Genomic DNA, 17666 nt, shown 5'->3' with positions numbered 1-17666 from the left:
CGAGGCCGGGCGAGGCCACGCCCCCGGAAAGCGAACCTTTCTGCAGAATGCACCTGTGCCGCCTCGGATGGCGCCGTGCTTCCTCCGCTACGAAGAAAAGGGATCGAAGATGACCAGAGTGAGTGCGCGGCGCTCCCGCCGACTCGTCCACGGCGGCGTGCGCCGTATGGTTCCTCTCGCTGCCGCGGCCACGGCAGGAGCCCTGCTCCTCTCCGCCTGCGGTTCGGGCTCCGGCTCCGGCGGCACCTCCAAGTCGCTGACCTTCTGGATCTCCACGGTCCCGGGCCAGGACGCGGGCTGGAAGAAGCTCGTGGCGCAGTACAAGAAGGAAGAGGGCGTCAGCGTCAAGCTCGTCAACATCCCCTACGACGGGTACCCGACGAAGCTGCACAACGCCGCGCAGGCGAACTCCCTGCCGGATGTCGCCGACGTGCCGGCCCTCGACCCGATCTGGTCGAGCAAGCTGATCGACCTCAGCTCCATCACCGGCAACAAGGCCAACAACATCAACTCCAACTTCCTCGCCAAGGACTCGTCCGGCAAGGTGCTGGCCATCCCCTCGGACGTCACCGCGTCCGGCCTGTTCATCAACAAGTCGCTGTTCGAGAAGGCCGGCGTCGCCGTCCCGAGCTCGCCCTCGAACACCTGGACCTGGGACGAGTTCATCGCGGCGGCCAACAAGGTCCGCGAGAAGACCGGCGCCAAGTACTCCCTGACCTTCGACCAGTCGCCGTCCCGGCTCCGCGCCATGGTGTACGAGATGGGCGGCAAGTACGTCCACGCGGACTCCTCCGGCAAGTTCTCGGTGGACGACGCGACCAAGAAGGCCGTGAAGTACTTCGTCGGTCTGAACGACGACAAGACCATGCCGAAGTCGGTGTGGACGAGCGGCGCCGACCCGTCGGCCATGTTCCAGAGCGGTGACGTCGTCGCCTACTGGTCCGGTGTCTGGCAGGTCGCCTCCTTCGCGGACAGCATCAAGAAGTTCGAGTGGGCGAGCGTCCCGACCCCGGCCCAGCCGGTGCAGGCCAGTGACGTCAACAGCGGCGGCATGATGGTGGGCTTCAACAACAACAGCGCGGCCTCCGCCGCCGCGAAGAAGTTCCTGTCCTGGGTGTACGAGCCGAAGCAGTACACCGAGCTGGTCGAGACCTCCGGCTTCCTCCCGGTCGAGAGCGGTCTGAGCCCGAAGTACCCCTTCAAGTCGGCTGCGGCGCAGGCCGCGTTCAAGCTGTACAACGAGGAGATCCCGCTGTACGCGCCGATCTCGGGCTACTTCAACAACGCGCAGACGAACTGGGTGCTGAAGGGCAAGAGCCTCGCCACCGACCCGACCAAGACGGAGCTCGGCAAGGCGATCAACGGCCAGCAGTCGGTCGACAAGGCCCTGCAGAACATCGTGGACGGCTACAACACGGCGGTCGGCGGCTGATCGTAGGGCCAAGGGCCCGGGCGGCGGGATCGACACCGCCGCCCGGCCCTGGCCGCCACGTGTGCCGGGCTCACGGCGTGGGCCCACAGCAATCCATCCACCAGCACGGAAGTCAGGAAGATGACAAAAAGCGCCGCGGACGTGTCCGTGAGGCCGCCCAGGAAACGACGCAGCACCTACACCCTCGCGCCGCTGGTCCTCATCGCGGCCAACGTCGTGCTCTTCGCGCTGTTCTTCGTGTGGCCGGCGGTGATCGGGCTCGTCTACTCCTTCACGAACTACACCGGTGTGGGGGCGTTCCAGTTCATCGGGCTGGACAACTACCACAACCTGTTCGGGGACTCCACCTTCTACGACGCGCTGACCCGGACGCTGCTGTACGCCGTGCTCTTCGTGCCGCTGAACTTCGCGCTCTCGCTGCTCGCCGCCAACCTGGTGGTGAACAAGCACGCCAAGGGCGCGTCCGTCGCCCGTGTCATCTTCTTCATCCCGTGGCTGCTGTCGCCCATCGTCGTGGGTGTCCTGTGGCGGTGGCTGTTCGGTGAGAACTTCGGTCTGGTCAACTACCTCATCGAGAAGTTCGGCGGCTCGGCCGTTCCGTGGCAGTCGAACGCGGACCTGTCGCTGATCGTGGTGGTGTTCGCGGCGTCCTGGGCCTGGACGGGCTTCTCGATGCTGCTGTTCATCGCGGCGATCAAGAACGTGCCGGTGTCGTACTACGAGGCCGCCTCGCTCGACGGAGCCGGTCCCTGGCGCCAGTTCATCAGCATCACGCTGCCGAGCATCGCGCCCACCTCGTTCATCGTGATCCTGCTCAACACGATCAACGCGATGAAGGAGTACCCGGTGTTCGTCTCCCTCAACAACGGCGGACCCGGAACCTCGAACAACCTGCTGGTCCAGTACATCTACCAGACCGGCTTCCAACGGGGCCAGATCGGCTACGCGAGCGCCGCGTCGTTCGTGCTCATGCTCATCCTGATGGCCGTCGCGATCATCCAGCTGATCGTCAACCGGCGGGTGGAGAACCGATGACAACCACAGACATGCCGCGCAAGGTCGACGCCGGTTCCGGACGAACCGTTTCCAAGAAGCGACCCCGCAACTCGCGCGACGGCGGTCTCCGGCGTGCGGTTCCCGCGACGACACTGCTGTGGGTCCTGGCGGGCCTGTACGGGCTGCCGGTGCTGTGGTTCATCCTCAGCTCCCTCAAGCCGGCCGGGGACCTGTTCACGTATCCGCTGACCTTCATTCCGCACAACCCCACCCTGTCGGGTTACTCCGCGGCGTGGCGCAGCGCCAACTTCTCCCAGTACTTCATCAACACGACCATCGTGTGCGTGATCACCACGGTCCTCACGGTGGGCGTCAGCTGCTGCACCGGTTACGCGCTGGCGAAGTACGACAACAAGTGGCTCAAGGCGTTCTTCATCTGCATCCTGGCCACCACGATGCTGCCCGGCGAGGTCATGCTCGCCCCCGAGTTCCTGGTGGTCCGCAACCTCGGCCTCTACAACTCGTTCGCCGGCATCATCCTCCCGGCCGTGCTCACCGCGACCGGCTGCTTCATGTTCCGCCAGTTCTTCATCACGGTCCCCGACGAACTCGTGGAAGCAGCCCGCATCGACGGCGCCCGCGAACTGTCGATCTTCCTGCGGATCATGGTGCCGCTCTCCCGGCCCATCATGCTGACCCTCGCCATCCTGTCCTTCCAGTGGCGGTGGAACGACTACATCTGGCCGCTGCTGATGCTGAACGACCCGAACAAGTTCACCGTGCAGATCGGCATCCAGAGCATCGTCGGCGCGCAGAACATCAACTGGTCGGTCCTGCTGGGCGCTTCGGTCATCTCGATGATCCCGCTGATCGTGATCTTCCTGGTCTTCCAGCGCTATGTCATGGGCGCCGACATCAACGCCGGCCTGAAGGACTGACCTTGTCCACCCCGCTCGACCACGACTTCGTCCGCGCGGTGGCCGCCGCCGCCGACCGGTCGGCCGCCCCGCTGGCGGCCGACCCCGACGGGCGGCTCGCCGGTGTGACCCACCGCGCCCTGGCCCGCCGGGTGAAGACTCTGGTCGCGGCACACCGTTCCCCGGACTCGGCCCTGCACGGCAGCGGGTACGCCGTGGCCGCCGCGCTGGCCCACCTCGGCGCCCTCCGGACCGCACAGACCGCCACCGGCCTCTTCGCGGGCGGCGACAACGTGCAGTCGCCGCCGGACTCCGCGTTCACCGTCAACGACGTGTGCGACGCGCACGTCCTCGCCGCAGGCGCGGGGCCGGAACTGCGCGACGTCGCCGCCGCGCTCGCCGAGATCGCCGGCGCGGCGTCCGAAAGCCTTTTGGCGGGCGGGGTGCACACCCCGAACCACCGCTGGGAGCTGAGCGCGGCGCTCGCCCGTCTGCACCGGTCGTTCCCCGACGACCGGCTGCTCGACCGCGCCGAGCAGTGGCTCGCCGAAGGCGTGGACATCGACGCGGAGGGGCTGTACTCGGAGCGGAGCGCCGTCTACGCGTCCATCGTGACCAACCCGTCGCTGCTGTTGCTGGCCGAGGTGCTCGGGCGTGCCGACCTGCTGGACGCCGTCGAACGCAACCTCGCCGCGACCCTGGACCTGATCAGGCCGGACGGCACGGTGGAGACCGTCCACTCGCGCCGCCAGGACCAGAAGCTTTCGTTCGCGCTGTGGCCCTACCTGCCGCACTACCGGCTGCTCGCGATCCGCACCGGCCGGGGCGACTTCGCCCGCGCGGCCCGCCTGGCGGCCGCCGACGGCGTCAACGACCCCGACCTGCTCGCTCAGACCCTCCTCACCCCGGATCTGTGCCGCGCCCTGCCGGCCCCGGACACGGAGAAGCTCCCGCGCGACCGGTACCTCCCCACCGCACGCCTAGCCACACGCGTCTCGGCCACCGCGCACACCGTGGTGTACGGCGGCTCCGACGTGCCCGAGCACCGGCGCATCCGCTCGGGCCTCGCCTGCAACCCCACCTTCCTGCGCCTGTTCGCCGGTGCCGCCGTCCTCGACGCGGTCCGCCTCTCGCGAGCGTTCTTCGACCAGGGCCCGTTCCGTGCCGCCGACATGGAACAGCTCGCCGACAACCGGTACCGGCTCACCCAAACCCTCACCGCCGCCTACTACCAGCCGCTCCCGAAGGACCGGAGGCGCGACGACGGCGCCTACCGCCTGGTGGACGAGGGCCGCTTCTCCGCGGCGATGGCCTTCCCCGACCGCCCTCAGGACGAGGTCTCCCACACGACCCGGGTCGAGGTCGACGTGCGGGAGGACGGGGCCGACCTGCGGATCGACATCAGTGGCCCAGCGGTGCCCTGGGCCCTCGAACTGACCTTCCGTCCAGGGGGAGTTGTAGCGGGCGCCGCACCGATAGGCGAGGGACGCTGGTGCCTGACGACCGGACCGTTGACCTACCGGGTCGGCGACGACGAGATCCGTGTCGAGGTCGACGTCGAAGCGGGCGAACACCTCGCCGGGCCGGACCGCGGCGACGTACTACGGTACGACCCGGGCCAGGACTACACGGTGGTGGGCGGCACCGACGCGACGACCGGGAACCGTGTCTACATCGGTGGAAACGGCCCCCAGACAATGAGCGTCGCCCTGCGCGCCCGCCGCCCCGCACCCGTCTTCTGACCCCGACGACCCACGCCACGGCCACCCCCGGCATGAAGGGCTGATCCACCCGTGCACCTCCTCCACCAGCGCGGCCCGCTGCACCACCTCCCCGACACCCCGGAGGCCTACGACGCGGTCCTCGCCGACGTCGTCGAGCAGGCGCTGCGGCGCATCACACCGGAGGGCAACCTCGAACACCCCGACTGCCACGACGACATCGGGGACACCTCGCTCGGCATCACGTCCCTGCTGGCCTTCGCCTGGCAGCGCGGCAAGGACCAGCGGCTGCCGGAGGCGGTGCGGCACAGCCTCGCCTTCCATCTCCGCGAGCGCGTCTACACCGAGGACAACCCCGGCTACCCGAACCTGAAGGTCCGCAACTCCGGTCTCCCGTACGCCCGTTACGTCCTGGAGGCGGGCGCGCACCCCATCGGCGACTGGCCGAGCACGGTGTGGGCGCTGCTCCAGGCGGTCAACATCCTCGACGGGGCGGACGGACTCGTCGACGACGAACAGCGCACCGCTCTCGTCGAGTTGGCGCACGGCTACTGGCGCTGGCTCACGGAGGCGACCTTCTTCAATCCGCAGGAGGCCGGCAACCAGGCGATCGGCTGTGTGGTCGGAGGCCTGATGCTGGCCGGTCATCTGCCGTCAGCGGAGGGGGAGTTGGTGCGCGAACGCGCGCTCGCCGTGTACGCGGACGAGATCCGCGCCCACCGCGTGCGCGACCGCGGCGCCCTCCTCCCGCCCGAGCACGGCGGCGCGTACGACAACAACTACGGCCCGATCTCCCTGTCGTTCCTCGCCAAGGCCCACATCGTCAGCGGCGAGGACGTCTTCGCCGAGGACGGGGAGGCACTGGCCCGCTACATCGACGCGCGCCTCACCAACGGCGGCTTCGACAACGGCGGTCCGCGCTACAGCGAGCAGCACTCCGCCTTCGAATCGGTCCTAGGGCTGCGTTACTTCGGCGCCCGTATCGGCTCGGACATCGGCCGCTACCGGGGCGACAGCCGCTGGGCCCGGTACGCGGTCAAGCCCGACGGGGGAGTGGACGGCCACTTCGCGTGGATGCTGGTCTGGCAGATCCAGGACACCACGCCCTGGCACCGCACCCCGTCCACGGAGCCGATCCGCCATCAACTCCGCGCCGGCACCGTGTCGGTGGCCTTCGACAGCAAGATGACTCCCTCAGTGGTCGAGGCCGACGGCACGTACTACCTGCCCGCGGCCGTCAACCGCCAGCACGGCTTCGGCCCGGTGCTCGACGGCTTCCTGCTGTGCCGCCCGATGGGCGAGGTACGGGTCCGTGACCTCCGCGCCGACGGACTCACCGCCAAGCTGGTCACCAAGCCGGTCGTCGGACGCGACCACGTCCTGCGGCACATCCGCTCCCTGTACGTCACCGACGGCACGAGCCTGTGGACGACGGTCGCCGTCGAACGGCTCGACGGGGCACCGTACTTGCTCGCCGGGCTGCCCTACGCGGCGGACGACGGGGACCGGGTGCGCAGGACGGCGGAGGGCGACGTCACTTCTGTGGGCGCCCTGCGCCTCACCCACCCGACCGGCGAGGGCGCCGACCACTTCGACGCCCGCTCCGAACTCTCCCAGCAGGAGGCGGCGTTCGCCCTCGCCGCGGACCCGCGCGGTTACGGCAACCCCGACGAGGGCTGGAGCCACCTGGTCACCTCCACGGCCCTGGAGGCCGACCCGGCACCGGGCGCACCGGAGGACCTGGACGTGTTCGTCGTCCGCTACGGCCCCGGAACCGGTCCGCTCACCGCCGAGTTCGCGAGTGGCGAGAACGGCGAACTGACCGTCCGTACCGAGGCGTTCGCCGCGGTGATCGGGGACGCGGCGGGCGACGCCCACGGGGAGCCGGAGCTGACGCTCCAGGCGTGAACCCTCAGCCGCGGGGTACGCCGTTCGGCGAGGGCAGTACGGCCGGGGGGATCACCAGATCCGCCCGGCCGCGCGTCGTGGCGACGAGGTCGGCGTTGCGCTGGTCCGTGCCCAACACCCAGGCCACGGCGGTCTCGTGGTCCTTGCCGAACTCCTCGTGCCGGGCGACGAGCCGGCGGACGCGTTCGCCCTCACCGGCCTCGCAGAACCACACCTCGTCCAGACACGGCCGTACCAGCGCCCATGAACCCGCCTCCAGCAGCAGGTAGTTGCCCTCCGTCACCACCAGCCGGGCCGCCGGCTCCACCGGGATCGCACCGGCGATCGGCTGCTCCAGGACCCGCTCGAAGCCCGGCGCGTACACGATCTCGTCGGTCTCCTCCCGCACCCTCCGCAGCAGCGCCGCGTACCCGGCCGCGTCGAAGGTGTCGGGCGCGCCCTTGCGCTCGCGGCGGCCGAGCCGGTCCAGTTCGACGTCGGCGAGGTGGAAGCCGTCCATGGGGACGTGTGCGACCCATGGCTCGCCGGTCCCGTTGAGCTCCCGCACCAGACGCTCGGCGAGGGTCGTCTTGCCCGCGCCCGGGCTGCCGGCGATGCCGAGAACGGCACGCCGGCCGGGCCGGACGAGAGCGCTGGCACGGGTGAGGAGGTCGTCGAAGGTCAGAGGCACAGGGAGAGTGTGCCATCCGTCTCGGTCGCCCGACCGGGGCGATGACGTGCCGAAGATCGGGGATTCGGTCAGCAGAGAGACCATGGAGTGGGGGACAGGAACAGGAGCCGTCCATGCCCGACGACGCGACACAGATCCGAGCCCTCATCACCGACTGGGCCGAGGCCGTCCACCGCGGCGACCTCCAAGGCGTACTGGCGGACCACACGGACGACCTCGTCATGTACGACGTCCCGCCACCCCACGCCGGCATCCACGGTCTCGCCGCCTACGGCGCCAGCTGGCCGCCGATCTTCGAGTGGCAGGCACAGGGCGCCCGCTTCGACATCGACACCCTCGACATCACGGCCGGCACGGATGTCGCCTACGCCCACGCCCTGCTCCGCTGCGGCACCCCGGAGGAACTCGCCGAAGACCCCACGCTGCGCCTGCGGCTCACCTTCGGCCTGCGCAAGGAGGACGGCCGCTGGCGGGTCGCGCACGAGCACCACTCGTTTCCGCACGACTGATGAGGGCGCGACTGATGAAGCGGGATTGATGGGGCGGGACTTTCAGGCGGCCCTGTCGATCAACTCGTCGGCGACCCAACGGGCGACACCGGCGGGGTAGGGCGCCGACAGTCCGAGGACGATGTGGTGGAAGCCCGCGTCGACCGCCTCGCGGATGGCGTCTCTGGTGACCTCCGGCTTCTCGTACGACACGGACAAGTGGATGGAGCGCGTGACGGAGGCGGGGTCGCGGCCGATCTCGGCGCAGTAGCGGTCGAGGAGCGCGCTGCGGGCGACGGCGTCCGCGATGTCGCCGCCGGGGATGTTCCAGAGGTCGGCGTGCTCGGCGACCACGCGGAGGGTCGCGGCCGAGCGTCCGCCGATGAGGATCGGGGGGTGTGGGCGCTGGACGGGCTTGGGGTTGCCGAAGGCTCCGGTGAGGTGGTGGTGTGCGCCGTGGAAGTCGAAGGGCCGTTCCTCGGTCCACAGCCGCCGGATCACCGTGCAGGCCTCGGCGAGACTCGCCACCGCGTGGGCGGAGTCGTGGAAGGGGAGACCGTGGGCCTCGTACTCGCGCCGGGCCAGCGGATGGTCCGGGCGGGAGCCCACACCGATGCCGAAGTCGAGCCGGCCGCCGGAGACGATGTCGACGGTCGTGGCGATCTTGGCCAGCAGCGCGGGCGGCCGGAAACGGTTGCTGGTCACCATCACACCGAGCCGCAGCCGGCGGGTCTGCGCGGCGAGCGCCGAGAGCAGGGTCCAGCCCTCGTAGGCGGGTCCGTCCGGGTCGCCGCCGATCGGCATGAGGTGGTCGAACAGCCAGGCGTGCTCGATCTCCGGGACGGTGTCCGCCTCGCGCCAGACGCGCAGGAGGTCGTGGTAGCCGACCTGCATGGGGGCGGTCATGATGCCGAAGCTGGGTCGTGGGGTGTGGGGCATGGTGGCGTCCGTCCTTCGACGAGGCATGACGATGGGATAGGAAGGAGGGGAGCAAGGGGGCGGTGGGATGGGAGGCGTGGCTTGGTCGCCCGGCCCGGCTCTGACATCATGACCAAGCGGAACCTCGTTCCGAAACGATACGGAACAGTGTTCCGTTTAGCAAGCCCTGCCTGGTTCAGTGGGCCCTGGCCAGTGCGTCTCGAAGTGGAGAAAGTGCGTAGTGAGTGAGAACGGCGCGGCTCAGTCCAAGCGGGCGGACGCCCGGCGGAACAAGGAGGCGCTGCTCGACGCGGCGGCCAAGGTCTTCGTCGCCTCCGGCGTGGACGCGCCGGTGCGCGACATCGCCCGCGAGGCCGGTGTCGGACTCGGTACGATCTACCGCCACTTCCCCACCCGTGCGGATCTCGTCATCGCCGTCTACCGCCACCAGGTCGAGGCCTGTGCCGAAGCAGGTCCGGCGCTGCTGGCCGGCAGCGCCAGTCCTTACGTGGCATTGCGGGAGTGGGTGAATCTCTTTGTCGACTTCCTGGTCACCAAGCACGGGCTCGCCTCGGTGCTGCGGTCCGACAGCGCCGGTTTCGAGTCGCTGCACTCCTACTTCCTCGACCGCCTCCTGCCCGTGTGCGCCGAACTGTTCGACGCGGCAGCCGCGGCCGGCGAGGTCCGGTCCGACCTCACCGCCTACGAACTCATGCGCGGCGTCGGCAACTTGTGCGTCGGCGCGGAGGGCGACGACCGCTACGACGCACTCCGGCTGGTCGACGTCCTCGTCTCGGGCCTGCGCCTGCTGCCGGACTGACGTCGGGCTGGGTCATGGGCGAGGGGTCGGCGCGTCACCGGTCGCTCATCCGGCGCCGAGACGTTCGCTCTGTCGGGGAAGTTGGCTGTACAGCTCGGCGAGAGAGTGATGAGGACGTCACAGTCTCTAGAAGAACTTCCGCTCGCGTGGTTGCGGGACAGCTGTCCCTGCCCCCGATGCCGCGACCCCCGCGACGGCCAGAAGCTGTTCCGGTTCAGCGCTCTCCGGGTCGCCGCTCACGCCTCGTCCGGCGACCGCCGGGCCAGTGAGCCCGAGGTGGCCGAGCTGTGGACGGTGAAGGCCACCGTCTCCGGCAGACAGCGGTCCTCGGACCATCTGGTCGGGGTCCCCGCGGGGTCGGTGCTGCAGCGCCGCTCGCGCAGCAGCGGGTCGCCGGGCCGGCAGTTGAGCAGTCGGGCGTCCTCGGCGTCGGCGCGGCACAGGTCGATGGTGTGCTGGGCGTCCGCGAACAGCACCCCCGACTCCTCCAGGACCACGGTGTCCGGAGGCAGCCCGGTGAGCAACTCGCCCACTGCGGACGGATACACGGTGCGCTCCTCCATCGCCGGTCGCCCCGACAGCGACCGTAGCCGCCGTACCGCGTGGATCTCGGCCCCGGCCGGAGGCCGCGGCCGTTCGGGCTCGGTGGCGTCGGCGGGCCGGGTCTCCTCAGTGGCGATCCGGCCGTCAGGCTCCTCGCCCGTCGAGCGCGCCCAGCGCGTGAAGCTGAGGAGTCCGCCGAAGCCCTGCGGCCTCGGTGTCCCGATCACGACCCGTAGGGGTGCCGTGCCGCGAGGCGATCAGGACCTCGGTGCGCAGCACGGGCATCGCCTGGCGGACCGTGCCCCGGGAGGCGCCCTGGCGTTCGGCGAGCTCGCCCTCGGCAGGGAGCCGTCCGCCGGAGCCGTAGCGGCCCTCGCCGATCTACCGGCCAAGGTCGGCCGCGACCTGCCGGTACAGCGCGAGCGGCTTCTCCGTCCCGGCCGGGCCGTCCGTCACCGTGCGCGTCGCCGTCCTGAACGCCGGCGCCCCGCGGCCGTCAGCCGTTGTCGGCGTTCGTCTTGTTCTTGATCCGCTCGGCTTCCTTGCGGACCTCGGCCTGGGTGGCCCGCTCTTTCTCCAGCCACTCGGGGCCGTCCTTCTTCAGCGCCTCGATCTGCTCGGTGGTGAGCGGTTCGGTGACCCCGCCACGGGCGAGACCGGCGATCGACACGCCGAGCCTGGCCGCGACGACCGGGCGCGGGTGCGGGCCGTTGGCGCGCAGCTCGCGCAGCCACTGGGGCGGATTGGCCTGCAACTCGTTCAGCTCGGCGCGGGAGACGGCACCCTCCTGGAACTCGGCGGGTGTGGCCTCTAGGTACACACCCAGTTTCTTCGCCGCCGTGGCGGGCTTCATCGTCTGGGTGGTCTGGTGCGACTTCATACCGTCAAGAGTATCGACCGTGTAAGGGGCCTCCGACCACGGCGGGTAACCTTGCGGGGTGACAGGCTCGGAAGCATCCCCCATGTTCCGGCTCGCGTACGTCCCCGGGGTGACGCCCGCCAAGTGGGTGCGGATCTGGAACGAGCGCCGGCCCGACGTCCCCCTGACCCTCGTACCGGTCCCGGCCGCCGAGGCGTCCGACGTGCTGCGGCGCGGCGAGGCCGACGCCGGACTCGTACGGCTGCCGGTCGACCGTACGGTTCTCAGCGCGATCCCCCTCTACACCGAGGCGACCGTGGTCGTGGCCCCCAAGGACCATGTCGTGACGGCGGCTGAAGAGGTGTCCCTCGACGAGCTCGCCGACGAGGTCGTCCTGCACCCCCTCGACGACGTCCTCGGCTGGGAACAGCCGCCCGGGGAGCCCGCGTTCGAGCGTCCCGCGACCACCGAGGACGCGATCGACCACGTGGCGTCGGGCATCGGCATCCTCTACGTCCCCCAGTCCCTCGCCCGGCTGCACCACCGCAAGGACCTGACCTACCGGACCGTCCTGGACGCCCCCCAGTCGGACGTCGCCCTCTCCTGGCCCGAGGAGGCGACCACCGACCTGGTCGAGGACTTCATCGGCATCGTCCGGGGGCGCACGGTCAACAGCACCCGGGGCCGCACCCCGCCACCGGCCCAGCCGAAGACGAAGGGGACGGGGAAGCGCACCGAAGCCCCGGCGCGCCGCAAACCCGTCGGCGGAAAGACGACTGGCAAGACGACCGGAAAGACGAGCGGCAAGACCGGCACCACGGGCAGGAGTCCGCGCGGCTCCTCCGGCGGCGCCAAGGGAACGAAGCGCGGCAAGCCCCGAGGCCGCTGACGGCAACGACCGTCCGCTCAGACCGGGGCACCTGGTTGCCTCCGTCTAGGTGAGGACCCCGGCCAACATCCGGAACAGATCGTCCGTCGCGTCGGCCGCGCCGAGCGCGGGCAGCGCGCCCAGCGCGAGGACGGCCGCCGCGAGGGGCCAGAGGCGCGGGGGCGGGATCGTCTGCAGCGCCGCGATCCGCCGAGTGACCGCACGGTCGGTGAAGCCCAACGCACAGGTGGGGCGCGGGTGTTCGGCGCTCAGGGCGGCGCGGGCCAGGGCGCGGGCCGTGGTTGCCCGGTCGCCGACGGCGTCCGCCGCCCGCTCGTCGGCCCATCGTTCCACCAGGAACGCGACCGTGCCCCGCACGGGCCGCAGCAGTGGGTTGGCCGCGGCTGCGATCGTCGTCGCGGTCACCAACAGGGCGTGCCGATGGGCGAGATGGGCGCGTTCATGAGCGAGCAGGACCCGGCGTTCGGCCGGTTCGAGGGCGCTCAGCATGCCCGCGGTGACCAGGATCCGGCCGGGTTTGCCGGGGATGGCGAACGCCTGTGGTTCGGGGGACGCGGCGACGATCAGCTCGGTGTCCGCCGGGTGCCCCTCGCACAGCCGCCGCAGCGCCCGTCGCGTACGGCGGTCGGCGCTCACCGCACCCTGGACGGACACGAGGAGCACGGCGAGGGCGACACCGGCCGCGATCCCGATCACCTCGGGCACCGGTTCCGCCAGCCGGCGCCCGTCCTGCCGGGCCTCGGCGACGACCGGCGGGGCGTCCCCGACGAGCGTCGCCGCCAGCAGGAACAGAGACCAGCAGGTGGCCGCCGCGGTCACCACGGCGGCGGCGGTCAGCACCCGTGCGGCCAGCGCCGGAGCCACCCGGCTGCCGATCGCCGGGCTGATCACGGCGAGCAGCACCGACAGCGGCAACGGCGTGTAGACGTCGAACCTCATCCCGCGCCCCCGGCCAGCAGGTCGCGCAGCGCCTTCTCCTCCTCGGGCCGCAGTCCGCTCACGAACTGCTGGAGCGCGGCGATCGGATCCGGCCCTCGGTCCAGCGCCTCGTGCATCGCCTCGGCGGTCAGCTCGGCCGCGTTCTTCGCCGGCCGGTACGCGCCACGCCGCCCGTCCGCATCGCGGAGCACGAGCCCTTTGTCGTAGAGCCGTTTGAGGATGGTGTGCACGGTGTTGTAGGCGAGCGGGCCGTCGATCTCGGCCTGGACCTCGGCCGGTGTCAGCGGTCGGTCGGTCGCCCAGAGCGCGGCGAGGACCTCGCTCTCCAGCTCACCGGCGCTCCGCCGTTCCGCCCGGGCCCGCGGGTCTGTGCCAGCCATGGGCGTCACCTTACAGCTTGTAGGGTGCCATATGTCTACAGTTGGCGCTCTGACCTGGCTCTTTTGCCTGGCCGAGGCCGATCAGTGCGTCCGGGGGCTTCCTGCTTCTACCTGCGAGTTCCCGGGAGTTTCCGCGGAAGTGTGCACGGGTTGTGCACTCGATCCGGGGGCTGGGCGGTGGGCTTGATGAGCGGCGCCGACGAGCAGTGGGCGAGCACCGGCGCCATGCGCGGGTTTGACCTCGACGCGTGGATCCGTCCGCTGTGCGCGCTGGTTGTGGCGGGGGTGGCCGCGTATGCCTCGTACGTACACCAGCGGGAGTTCGCCAGCCAGGGGGAGCGGATGCGGTCAGTGCTTCGTTGTGGCCTCTGTCTGTTGACGGGTTGCTGCTGCTTGCGACAGCGGGGTTGTTGAAGCCGTCGGGGCTGCGGACGCGCCGAGCACGGGGCGCTGTATGGACAGCTTTTCTGTTGGGGATTGCGGTCTCGCTGGCCGCGAACGTCGCGGCGGCACCGGCTTTGGAATGGAAGCCGGTACTTGTCGCGGGGTGGCCCCCGGTGGTTCTACTTCTGTCGGCCGAGCTCCGAGGTTGGGACCGCGATCTTCCAGCCGGTTGGGGCAGCAGGGGCTCGTATGGCCTGCGCTCGGGGGAGCCGCGTTGCGGAGCCCGCGTGTGCTCGGGCTCGCACTTGACCGTGATGATCTGTTCGTCCGGGTCGTCGGTGACGACCCGGAACACCTTGTCCGCGACCTTGTACGCGTCGAGTCCGGGGGTGAAGGGGTAGCCGTTGCTGACGTCGGGGAGAGCGAGGGCCGCCGGGCGGTGACCTGAAGGCGGTCACCGGACGCGCTCAGCGGCCAGCGCGGGTGCTGGTGCCGTAGGTGTGCGGGTCGACGGGCTGCTCGGCTTTGGGCAGGTGGGAGACGACGAGCAGGTAGGAGTCGGTGACGAGCTCCGTGAGGAGCTCCTCGTCGACGCCTTCTCCGCTCTCCAGGGTGATCCAGTGCTTCTTGTTCATGTGGTAGCCGGGGGTGATGTGGGTGTTGTGTTCCTGGAGGGCCTGGGCCTCGCCGGGGTCCGCCTTGAGGATCACGACGGGGCGTCCGGGGACCTCGGTCATCAGCATGAACACCTTGCCGCGTACCTTGAATACCTCCCAGTCCGGACCGAAGGGGTGCTCCAGCTGGGTTCCGGGAAGTTCTTGCGCGCACTCGGCGGCGAACGCCTGCAGGGTCGATCCGTTCATGAGTGTTTCCTTTGCCGGGGCTAGCGGATTGGCCCGGGGCGTCCTGGTCAGGCGCTGGGCGGCGAGACTGGGACGCGGCCCTGTCACCGGTGCTGTGCGGTGCGCAGTTCGTCGGTGAACTGGGCGAGGGTGTCCTCGGCCGTGGGGACGGGGCCGAACAGCTGCTCCTGGCGGCGGGGGTCGGCGACGTAGCGTCCGGTGTCGAACCAGCCGAACATTGCGGCCATGTCCTTGACCACCGGATTGAAGCGGCCGACGAGAGCTCCTGAGGCGCGGACGACGACGGAGGGGACGGCCCACACTTTGATCTTCTTTCCGGCCCGGTGACCCATCAGGTCGGCCACCTCGCGCATGCTGACCGGACGCTCCCAGCCGATGTCGATGCGTTCACCGGCCTGGGCGTCGGCGTCGACCGCGGCTGCCAGGTAGGCCGCGAGATCGGAAGTGCGGACGAAGGTCAGCGGAACGGTGGCCTTGGACATCCAGATCAGGCGGCCCTTGTCGAGCGGGTTGCCCGCCATGGTCGCGACCTGGTCGAGGAAGGCCCCCGGGCGCAGGGCGACGAACGGGACGCGGAGCTGTTCGAGTTTGTCCTCGGCGAGCTTCTTGTGCCAGAAGTGCGGGACATCCGGGGTCTGGTCGCTGGTGAGGATGCTGGTCAGGACGAACCGCCGGATGCCGGTGCGGTGGGCGGCCTCGGCGAGGTTGGCGTTGCCGAGGGTGTCGATGTCGTGGGCGTTCTTGCCGCCGCGGGTGTAGCCGGCAGCGGTGGTGATGACGGCGTCGGCGCCGGTCATGGCGGCCACGAGCGAGTCGACGTCGAGCATGTCGCCGCGGACGATCTGAACGCCCCGGCTTTCGAGCCGGCCGGCGTCGGTGGCCGGTCTCACCAGGGCCCGGACGTTCTTGCCGCGTTTGAGTAGTTCGTCGACGACCTTACTCCCCAGGGAGCCGGTCGCCCCGACGACGAGGACTGGGAGGGTGGTTGAGTCGGTGGCAGGCATGGGGTCTCACTTTCGGTCAGGCTGGTGGGCGGTGGCTGCGGGCGTGGGTGTCCGCGTGCCGGACGGGGGGCGGGCCGTGGTGGCAGATGGGTCGTGCGCCTCGCCGCCAGGTGCCGCGTCCGGAACAGCCGGTACAGGGGAGGTGGCATGGCCTGACTGGAGGTGGTCGTGCCGCATGCGGGACGGTGTGCGCCCCAGTCCGCGGGCCCCTTTTTCATGTGCGGTGTGGCGTACGGGGGCCTGGGATGCACACCGGGGGAGTCAGGCGGACTCTTCCTCGGGCAACCCGCGGCTGCTGATCGCCTCGGTGATGGCGTAGGCGGTCTCGACGAAGGACTCCGCCTGCTGCTCCGACAGATTCCGGGCGGTGGTCTCCTCCAGGGTCCGCCACAGGGCCGTGATGGGCTCGTGCATCGCCCGGCCCTTGCCGGTGAGGTGGACAACCATGACGCGCCGGTCATGTGCGGCCGGCTCGCGGACGACCAGGCCGGCGTCCTGCATGCGGCGTAGCGCCTTGGAGATGGTGGAGTGGTCCACGCCGAGGCACTCGATCAGCTCGGACTGGGACTGGCCGTCCCGGTCAAAAAGGTGCATCAGTACCAGTTCCTGTCCGAGATGCAGGTCCATCTCGCGCAGCAGAGCGGCAGCGTAGGCGCGGTGGGCGCGGGCGAGTTGGAAGATCGCGTAGCTCATCGGTCCTGCGTCAGCCGTCGTGGGGATGCGGGGTTCGGGGGTGGGCATGGTTCGGATCCTCAGCCAGTGTGGGTGGGGTAGTCGGTGCAGTCGGCCGCCCTGCCGCCTGGGGAGGCAGTGGACGGGCGTGCTCAGCCGACAGTCAGGACGCGCTTGCCTCGCACATGCCCGGCGTCGTCGGCCGGGCCGTGGCCGCCTGGTCGAGCGGACGGGTGCTGACGGTGATGACGAGCTGCCTGCTGTCGGAGCTTGCGACTCAAGCTCCCCATTGTGCGGGGAGTCGGACGATCGCCTGGCTGCAGGGCTTGCGCCGGCTGCGGATCCGCTGGGAACGACACGACGACATCCACGAAGCCTTCCCCGGCTTCGCCGCCTGCCTCACCACCCACCGCCGCGTCCAACGCCCAGTTCCGCGAGACGTCTTTGTCAGGACTTCTTGAGCCAGCGTTGCAGCGCCTCGGGCACGTTCGTCGGATGTGAGCTGAAGCTCAGCCGGATGTCGGGCTGGAGGTCGATGAGCACATTGACGATCCGTTCGAACAGGACGGTGTACTCCGGGACGTTCTTGATGCCGCCGCCGATGAGCACCACCCCGTACGAGTGCGCGTCGAACAGCCGACGCAGCTCGGCCTCGGCCTCGTCGGGGTCCAGGCTGACATAGCCCGCCTCGCCGTCGATGCCCGTCGCCTGGAGCGCAGCCCAGCTGCGCTCCCGCATGGCGACCAGCTCTTCGAGCGTCGCCACCCCCGGCGGGAAGTCGTCCGGCGAAAGCGCATCAGCGGTGATGCCGAGGGTCAGCACGCGTTGATTGATCGGAGGCTTCACTAGAGAGTTCTCGTGGGACATGGGGTCTCCTCGGATCTGCGGGGGAAGTTCAAGAGAAAGCGTGGCTAGCCACATGATTAACGTATCAGCAATCGTGTGGCTAGCCAAGTAATTGCAGACCCGGGGGAAATGGCCACCTCGGCTCGCTTCGGGGTGCGCCGGCTGCTCTCATGGCCGAACGCCGCGAGCGTCAGGGTGTGCCCGTACCTCAGATCGCCCAGAAACCTGGCATCACCGGGCAAGGACAAAGGCCAGTGATCCTCGGTCGCCGCTCGACACACTCGCCGAGGCCGCAAGCACGCGAGTGGAGTGCGCAGTTCGTACCGACAGACAGCCTGATCCACTGCCCAGGTACCGGCACCGAGGGACCCGTGCTCCATTACCGCAACGTCCCGGGTCGGAGGGCACAAGCGCCTC

General features: G+C 69.9%; 19 protein-coding genes. 8 read left to right on the top strand and 11 right to left on the bottom strand.

The window, feature by feature from the left end; all coding sequences use genetic code 11:
• The first annotated feature begins 109 nt into the window (after positions 1-109).
• The 5 genes from ACWDEW_RS38885 to ACWDEW_RS38865 all read left to right on the top strand — a co-directional run bounded on the left by ACWDEW_RS38885 (position 110) and on the right by ACWDEW_RS38865 (position 6974).
• A complete protein-coding gene (locus ACWDEW_RS38885) occupies positions 110-1432 on the top strand; it encodes an extracellular solute-binding protein (protein WP_450519521.1) in 1323 nt (440 codons plus the stop codon).
• 120 nt (positions 1433-1552) lie between these two features.
• A complete protein-coding gene (locus tag ACWDEW_RS38880) occupies positions 1553-2467 on the top strand; it encodes a carbohydrate ABC transporter permease (protein WP_450519519.1) in 915 nt (304 codons plus the stop codon).
• A complete protein-coding gene (locus ACWDEW_RS38875; protein WP_450519517.1) occupies positions 2464-3366 on the top strand; it encodes a carbohydrate ABC transporter permease in 903 nt (300 codons plus the stop codon). The genes ACWDEW_RS38880 and ACWDEW_RS38875 overlap by 4 nt, the downstream gene beginning before the upstream one ends.
• 2 nt (positions 3367-3368) lie before the next feature.
• Positions 3369-5087: a hypothetical protein gene (locus tag ACWDEW_RS38870; protein ID WP_450519515.1), complete on the top strand. Its 1719-nt coding sequence runs from the start codon at positions 3369-3371 to the stop codon at positions 5085-5087.
• A 51-nt stretch (positions 5088-5138) separates the two neighbouring features.
• On the top strand, positions 5139-6974 hold the full coding sequence (locus ACWDEW_RS38865; RefSeq protein WP_450519514.1) for a hypothetical protein: 1836 nt from the start codon (positions 5139-5141) through the stop codon (positions 6972-6974).
• Positions 6975-6978: 4 nt separating this feature from the next.
• Here ACWDEW_RS38865 and ACWDEW_RS38860 read toward each other — a convergent pair whose 3' ends face one another.
• Complete coding sequence (locus ACWDEW_RS38860; protein ID WP_450519512.1) at positions 6979-7644, bottom strand: nucleoside/nucleotide kinase family protein; 666 nt, start codon at positions 7642-7644, stop codon at positions 6979-6981.
• Positions 7645-7757: 113 nt separating this feature from the next.
• Here ACWDEW_RS38860 and ACWDEW_RS38855 point away from each other — a divergent pair, with 113 nt between their 5' ends.
• A complete protein-coding gene (locus tag ACWDEW_RS38855; RefSeq protein WP_450519511.1) occupies positions 7758-8153 on the top strand; it encodes a nuclear transport factor 2 family protein in 396 nt (131 codons plus the stop codon).
• A 42-nt stretch (positions 8154-8195) separates the two neighbouring features.
• Here ACWDEW_RS38855 and ACWDEW_RS38850 read toward each other — a convergent pair whose 3' ends face one another.
• Positions 8196-9071, bottom strand: a complete 876-nt coding sequence (locus ACWDEW_RS38850; protein ID WP_450519509.1) for an LLM class flavin-dependent oxidoreductase — start codon at positions 9069-9071, stop codon at positions 8196-8198.
• 220 nt (positions 9072-9291) lie between these two features.
• Here ACWDEW_RS38850 and ACWDEW_RS38845 point away from each other — a divergent pair, with 220 nt between their 5' ends.
• A complete protein-coding gene (locus ACWDEW_RS38845) occupies positions 9292-9870 on the top strand; it encodes a TetR/AcrR family transcriptional regulator (protein WP_450519507.1) in 579 nt (192 codons plus the stop codon).
• Between the two features lie 236 nt (positions 9871-10106).
• Here the strand turns inward: ACWDEW_RS38845 and ACWDEW_RS38840 are convergent, their stop codons facing one another.
• The 3 genes from ACWDEW_RS38840 to ACWDEW_RS38830 form a co-directional block, all read right to left on the bottom strand.
• A complete protein-coding gene (locus ACWDEW_RS38840) occupies positions 10107-10640 on the bottom strand; it encodes a GntR family transcriptional regulator (RefSeq protein ID WP_450519506.1) in 534 nt (177 codons plus the stop codon).
• Complete coding sequence (locus tag ACWDEW_RS38835) at positions 10558-10794, bottom strand: GntR family transcriptional regulator (protein ID WP_450519590.1); 237 nt, start codon at positions 10792-10794, stop codon at positions 10558-10560. Before ACWDEW_RS38835 ends, ACWDEW_RS38840 begins: the two co-directional genes overlap by 83 nt.
• Positions 10795-10909: 115 nt before the next feature.
• Positions 10910-11293, bottom strand: coding sequence for a DUF5997 family protein (locus tag ACWDEW_RS38830; RefSeq protein WP_450519504.1), 384 nt, complete (start codon positions 11291-11293; stop codon positions 10910-10912).
• Positions 11294-11351: 58 nt separating this feature from the next.
• On the opposite strand from ACWDEW_RS38830, the gene ACWDEW_RS38825 reads away from it, so the two are divergent.
• A complete protein-coding gene (locus ACWDEW_RS38825; protein WP_450519502.1) occupies positions 11352-12161 on the top strand; it encodes a LysR substrate-binding domain-containing protein in 810 nt (269 codons plus the stop codon).
• 45 nt (positions 12162-12206) lie between these two features.
• Here ACWDEW_RS38825 and ACWDEW_RS38820 read toward each other — a convergent pair whose 3' ends face one another.
• The 6 genes from ACWDEW_RS38820 to ACWDEW_RS38795 form a co-directional block, all read right to left on the bottom strand.
• A complete protein-coding gene (locus tag ACWDEW_RS38820) occupies positions 12207-13100 on the bottom strand; it encodes a M56 family metallopeptidase (protein WP_450519501.1) in 894 nt (297 codons plus the stop codon).
• The gene (locus ACWDEW_RS38815; RefSeq protein WP_427924594.1) at positions 13097-13480 is read right to left on the bottom strand and encodes a BlaI/MecI/CopY family transcriptional regulator; all 384 of its coding nucleotides are present in this window, start codon (positions 13478-13480) and stop codon (positions 13097-13099) included. The genes ACWDEW_RS38820 and ACWDEW_RS38815 overlap by 4 nt, the downstream gene beginning before the upstream one ends.
• 851 nt (positions 13481-14331) lie before the next feature.
• Positions 14332-14727, bottom strand: coding sequence for an MmcQ/YjbR family DNA-binding protein (locus tag ACWDEW_RS38810; RefSeq protein WP_450519500.1), 396 nt, complete (start codon positions 14725-14727; stop codon positions 14332-14334).
• A gap of 83 nt (positions 14728-14810) precedes the next feature.
• Positions 14811-15731 carry an SDR family oxidoreductase gene (locus ACWDEW_RS38805; RefSeq protein ID WP_450519498.1) on the bottom strand — a complete coding sequence of 307 codons (921 nt, stop codon included), beginning with the start codon at positions 15729-15731 and terminating at the stop codon, positions 14811-14813.
• A gap of 261 nt (positions 15732-15992) precedes the next feature.
• Positions 15993-16472, bottom strand: a complete 480-nt coding sequence (locus ACWDEW_RS38800) for a MarR family winged helix-turn-helix transcriptional regulator (RefSeq protein ID WP_450519496.1) — start codon at positions 16470-16472, stop codon at positions 15993-15995.
• Between the two features lie 378 nt (positions 16473-16850).
• Positions 16851-17270: a hypothetical protein gene (locus ACWDEW_RS38795; protein WP_450519495.1), complete on the bottom strand. Its 420-nt coding sequence runs from the start codon at positions 17268-17270 to the stop codon at positions 16851-16853.
• Positions 17271-17666 lie beyond the last annotated feature (396 nt).

The organism is Streptomyces sp. NPDC001100, from assembly GCF_053598575.1.
This window is presented reverse-complemented; position numbering and strand designations above follow the sequence as displayed.

What these genes read in the sequence shown, in the direction of transcription:
- ACWDEW_RS38820 (WP_450519501.1), bottom strand. Translation starts at nt 13,100, where the DNA reads ATGAGGTTCGACGTCTACACGCCGTTGCCGCTGTCGGTGCTGCTCGCC.
- ACWDEW_RS38800 (WP_450519496.1), bottom strand. Translation starts at nt 16,472, where the DNA reads ATGCCCACCCCCGAACCCCGCATCCCCACGACGGCTGACGCAGGACCG.
- ACWDEW_RS38885 (WP_450519521.1), top strand. Translation starts at nt 110, where the DNA reads ATGACCAGAGTGAGTGCGCGGCGCTCCCGCCGACTCGTCCACGGCGGC.
- ACWDEW_RS38850 (WP_450519509.1), bottom strand. Translation starts at nt 9,071, where the DNA reads ATGCCCCACACCCCACGACCCAGCTTCGGCATCATGACCGCCCCCATG.
- ACWDEW_RS38830 (WP_450519504.1), bottom strand. Translation starts at nt 11,293, where the DNA reads ATGAAGTCGCACCAGACCACCCAGACGATGAAGCCCGCCACGGCGGCG.
- ACWDEW_RS38805 (WP_450519498.1), bottom strand. Translation starts at nt 15,731, where the DNA reads ATGCCTGCCACCGACTCAACCACCCTCCCAGTCCTCGTCGTCGGGGCG.
- ACWDEW_RS38875 (WP_450519517.1), top strand. Translation starts at nt 2,464, where the DNA reads ATGACAACCACAGACATGCCGCGCAAGGTCGACGCCGGTTCCGGACGA.
- ACWDEW_RS38815 (WP_427924594.1), bottom strand. Translation starts at nt 13,480, where the DNA reads ATGGCTGGCACAGACCCGCGGGCCCGGGCGGAACGGCGGAGCGCCGGT.
- ACWDEW_RS38880 (WP_450519519.1), top strand. Translation starts at nt 1,553, where the DNA reads ATGACAAAAAGCGCCGCGGACGTGTCCGTGAGGCCGCCCAGGAAACGA.
- ACWDEW_RS38855 (WP_450519511.1), top strand. Translation starts at nt 7,758, where the DNA reads ATGCCCGACGACGCGACACAGATCCGAGCCCTCATCACCGACTGGGCC.
- ACWDEW_RS38810 (WP_450519500.1), bottom strand. Translation starts at nt 14,727, where the DNA reads ATGAACGGATCGACCCTGCAGGCGTTCGCCGCCGAGTGCGCGCAAGAA.
- ACWDEW_RS38795 (WP_450519495.1), bottom strand. Translation starts at nt 17,270, where the DNA reads ATGTCCCACGAGAACTCTCTAGTGAAGCCTCCGATCAATCAACGCGTG.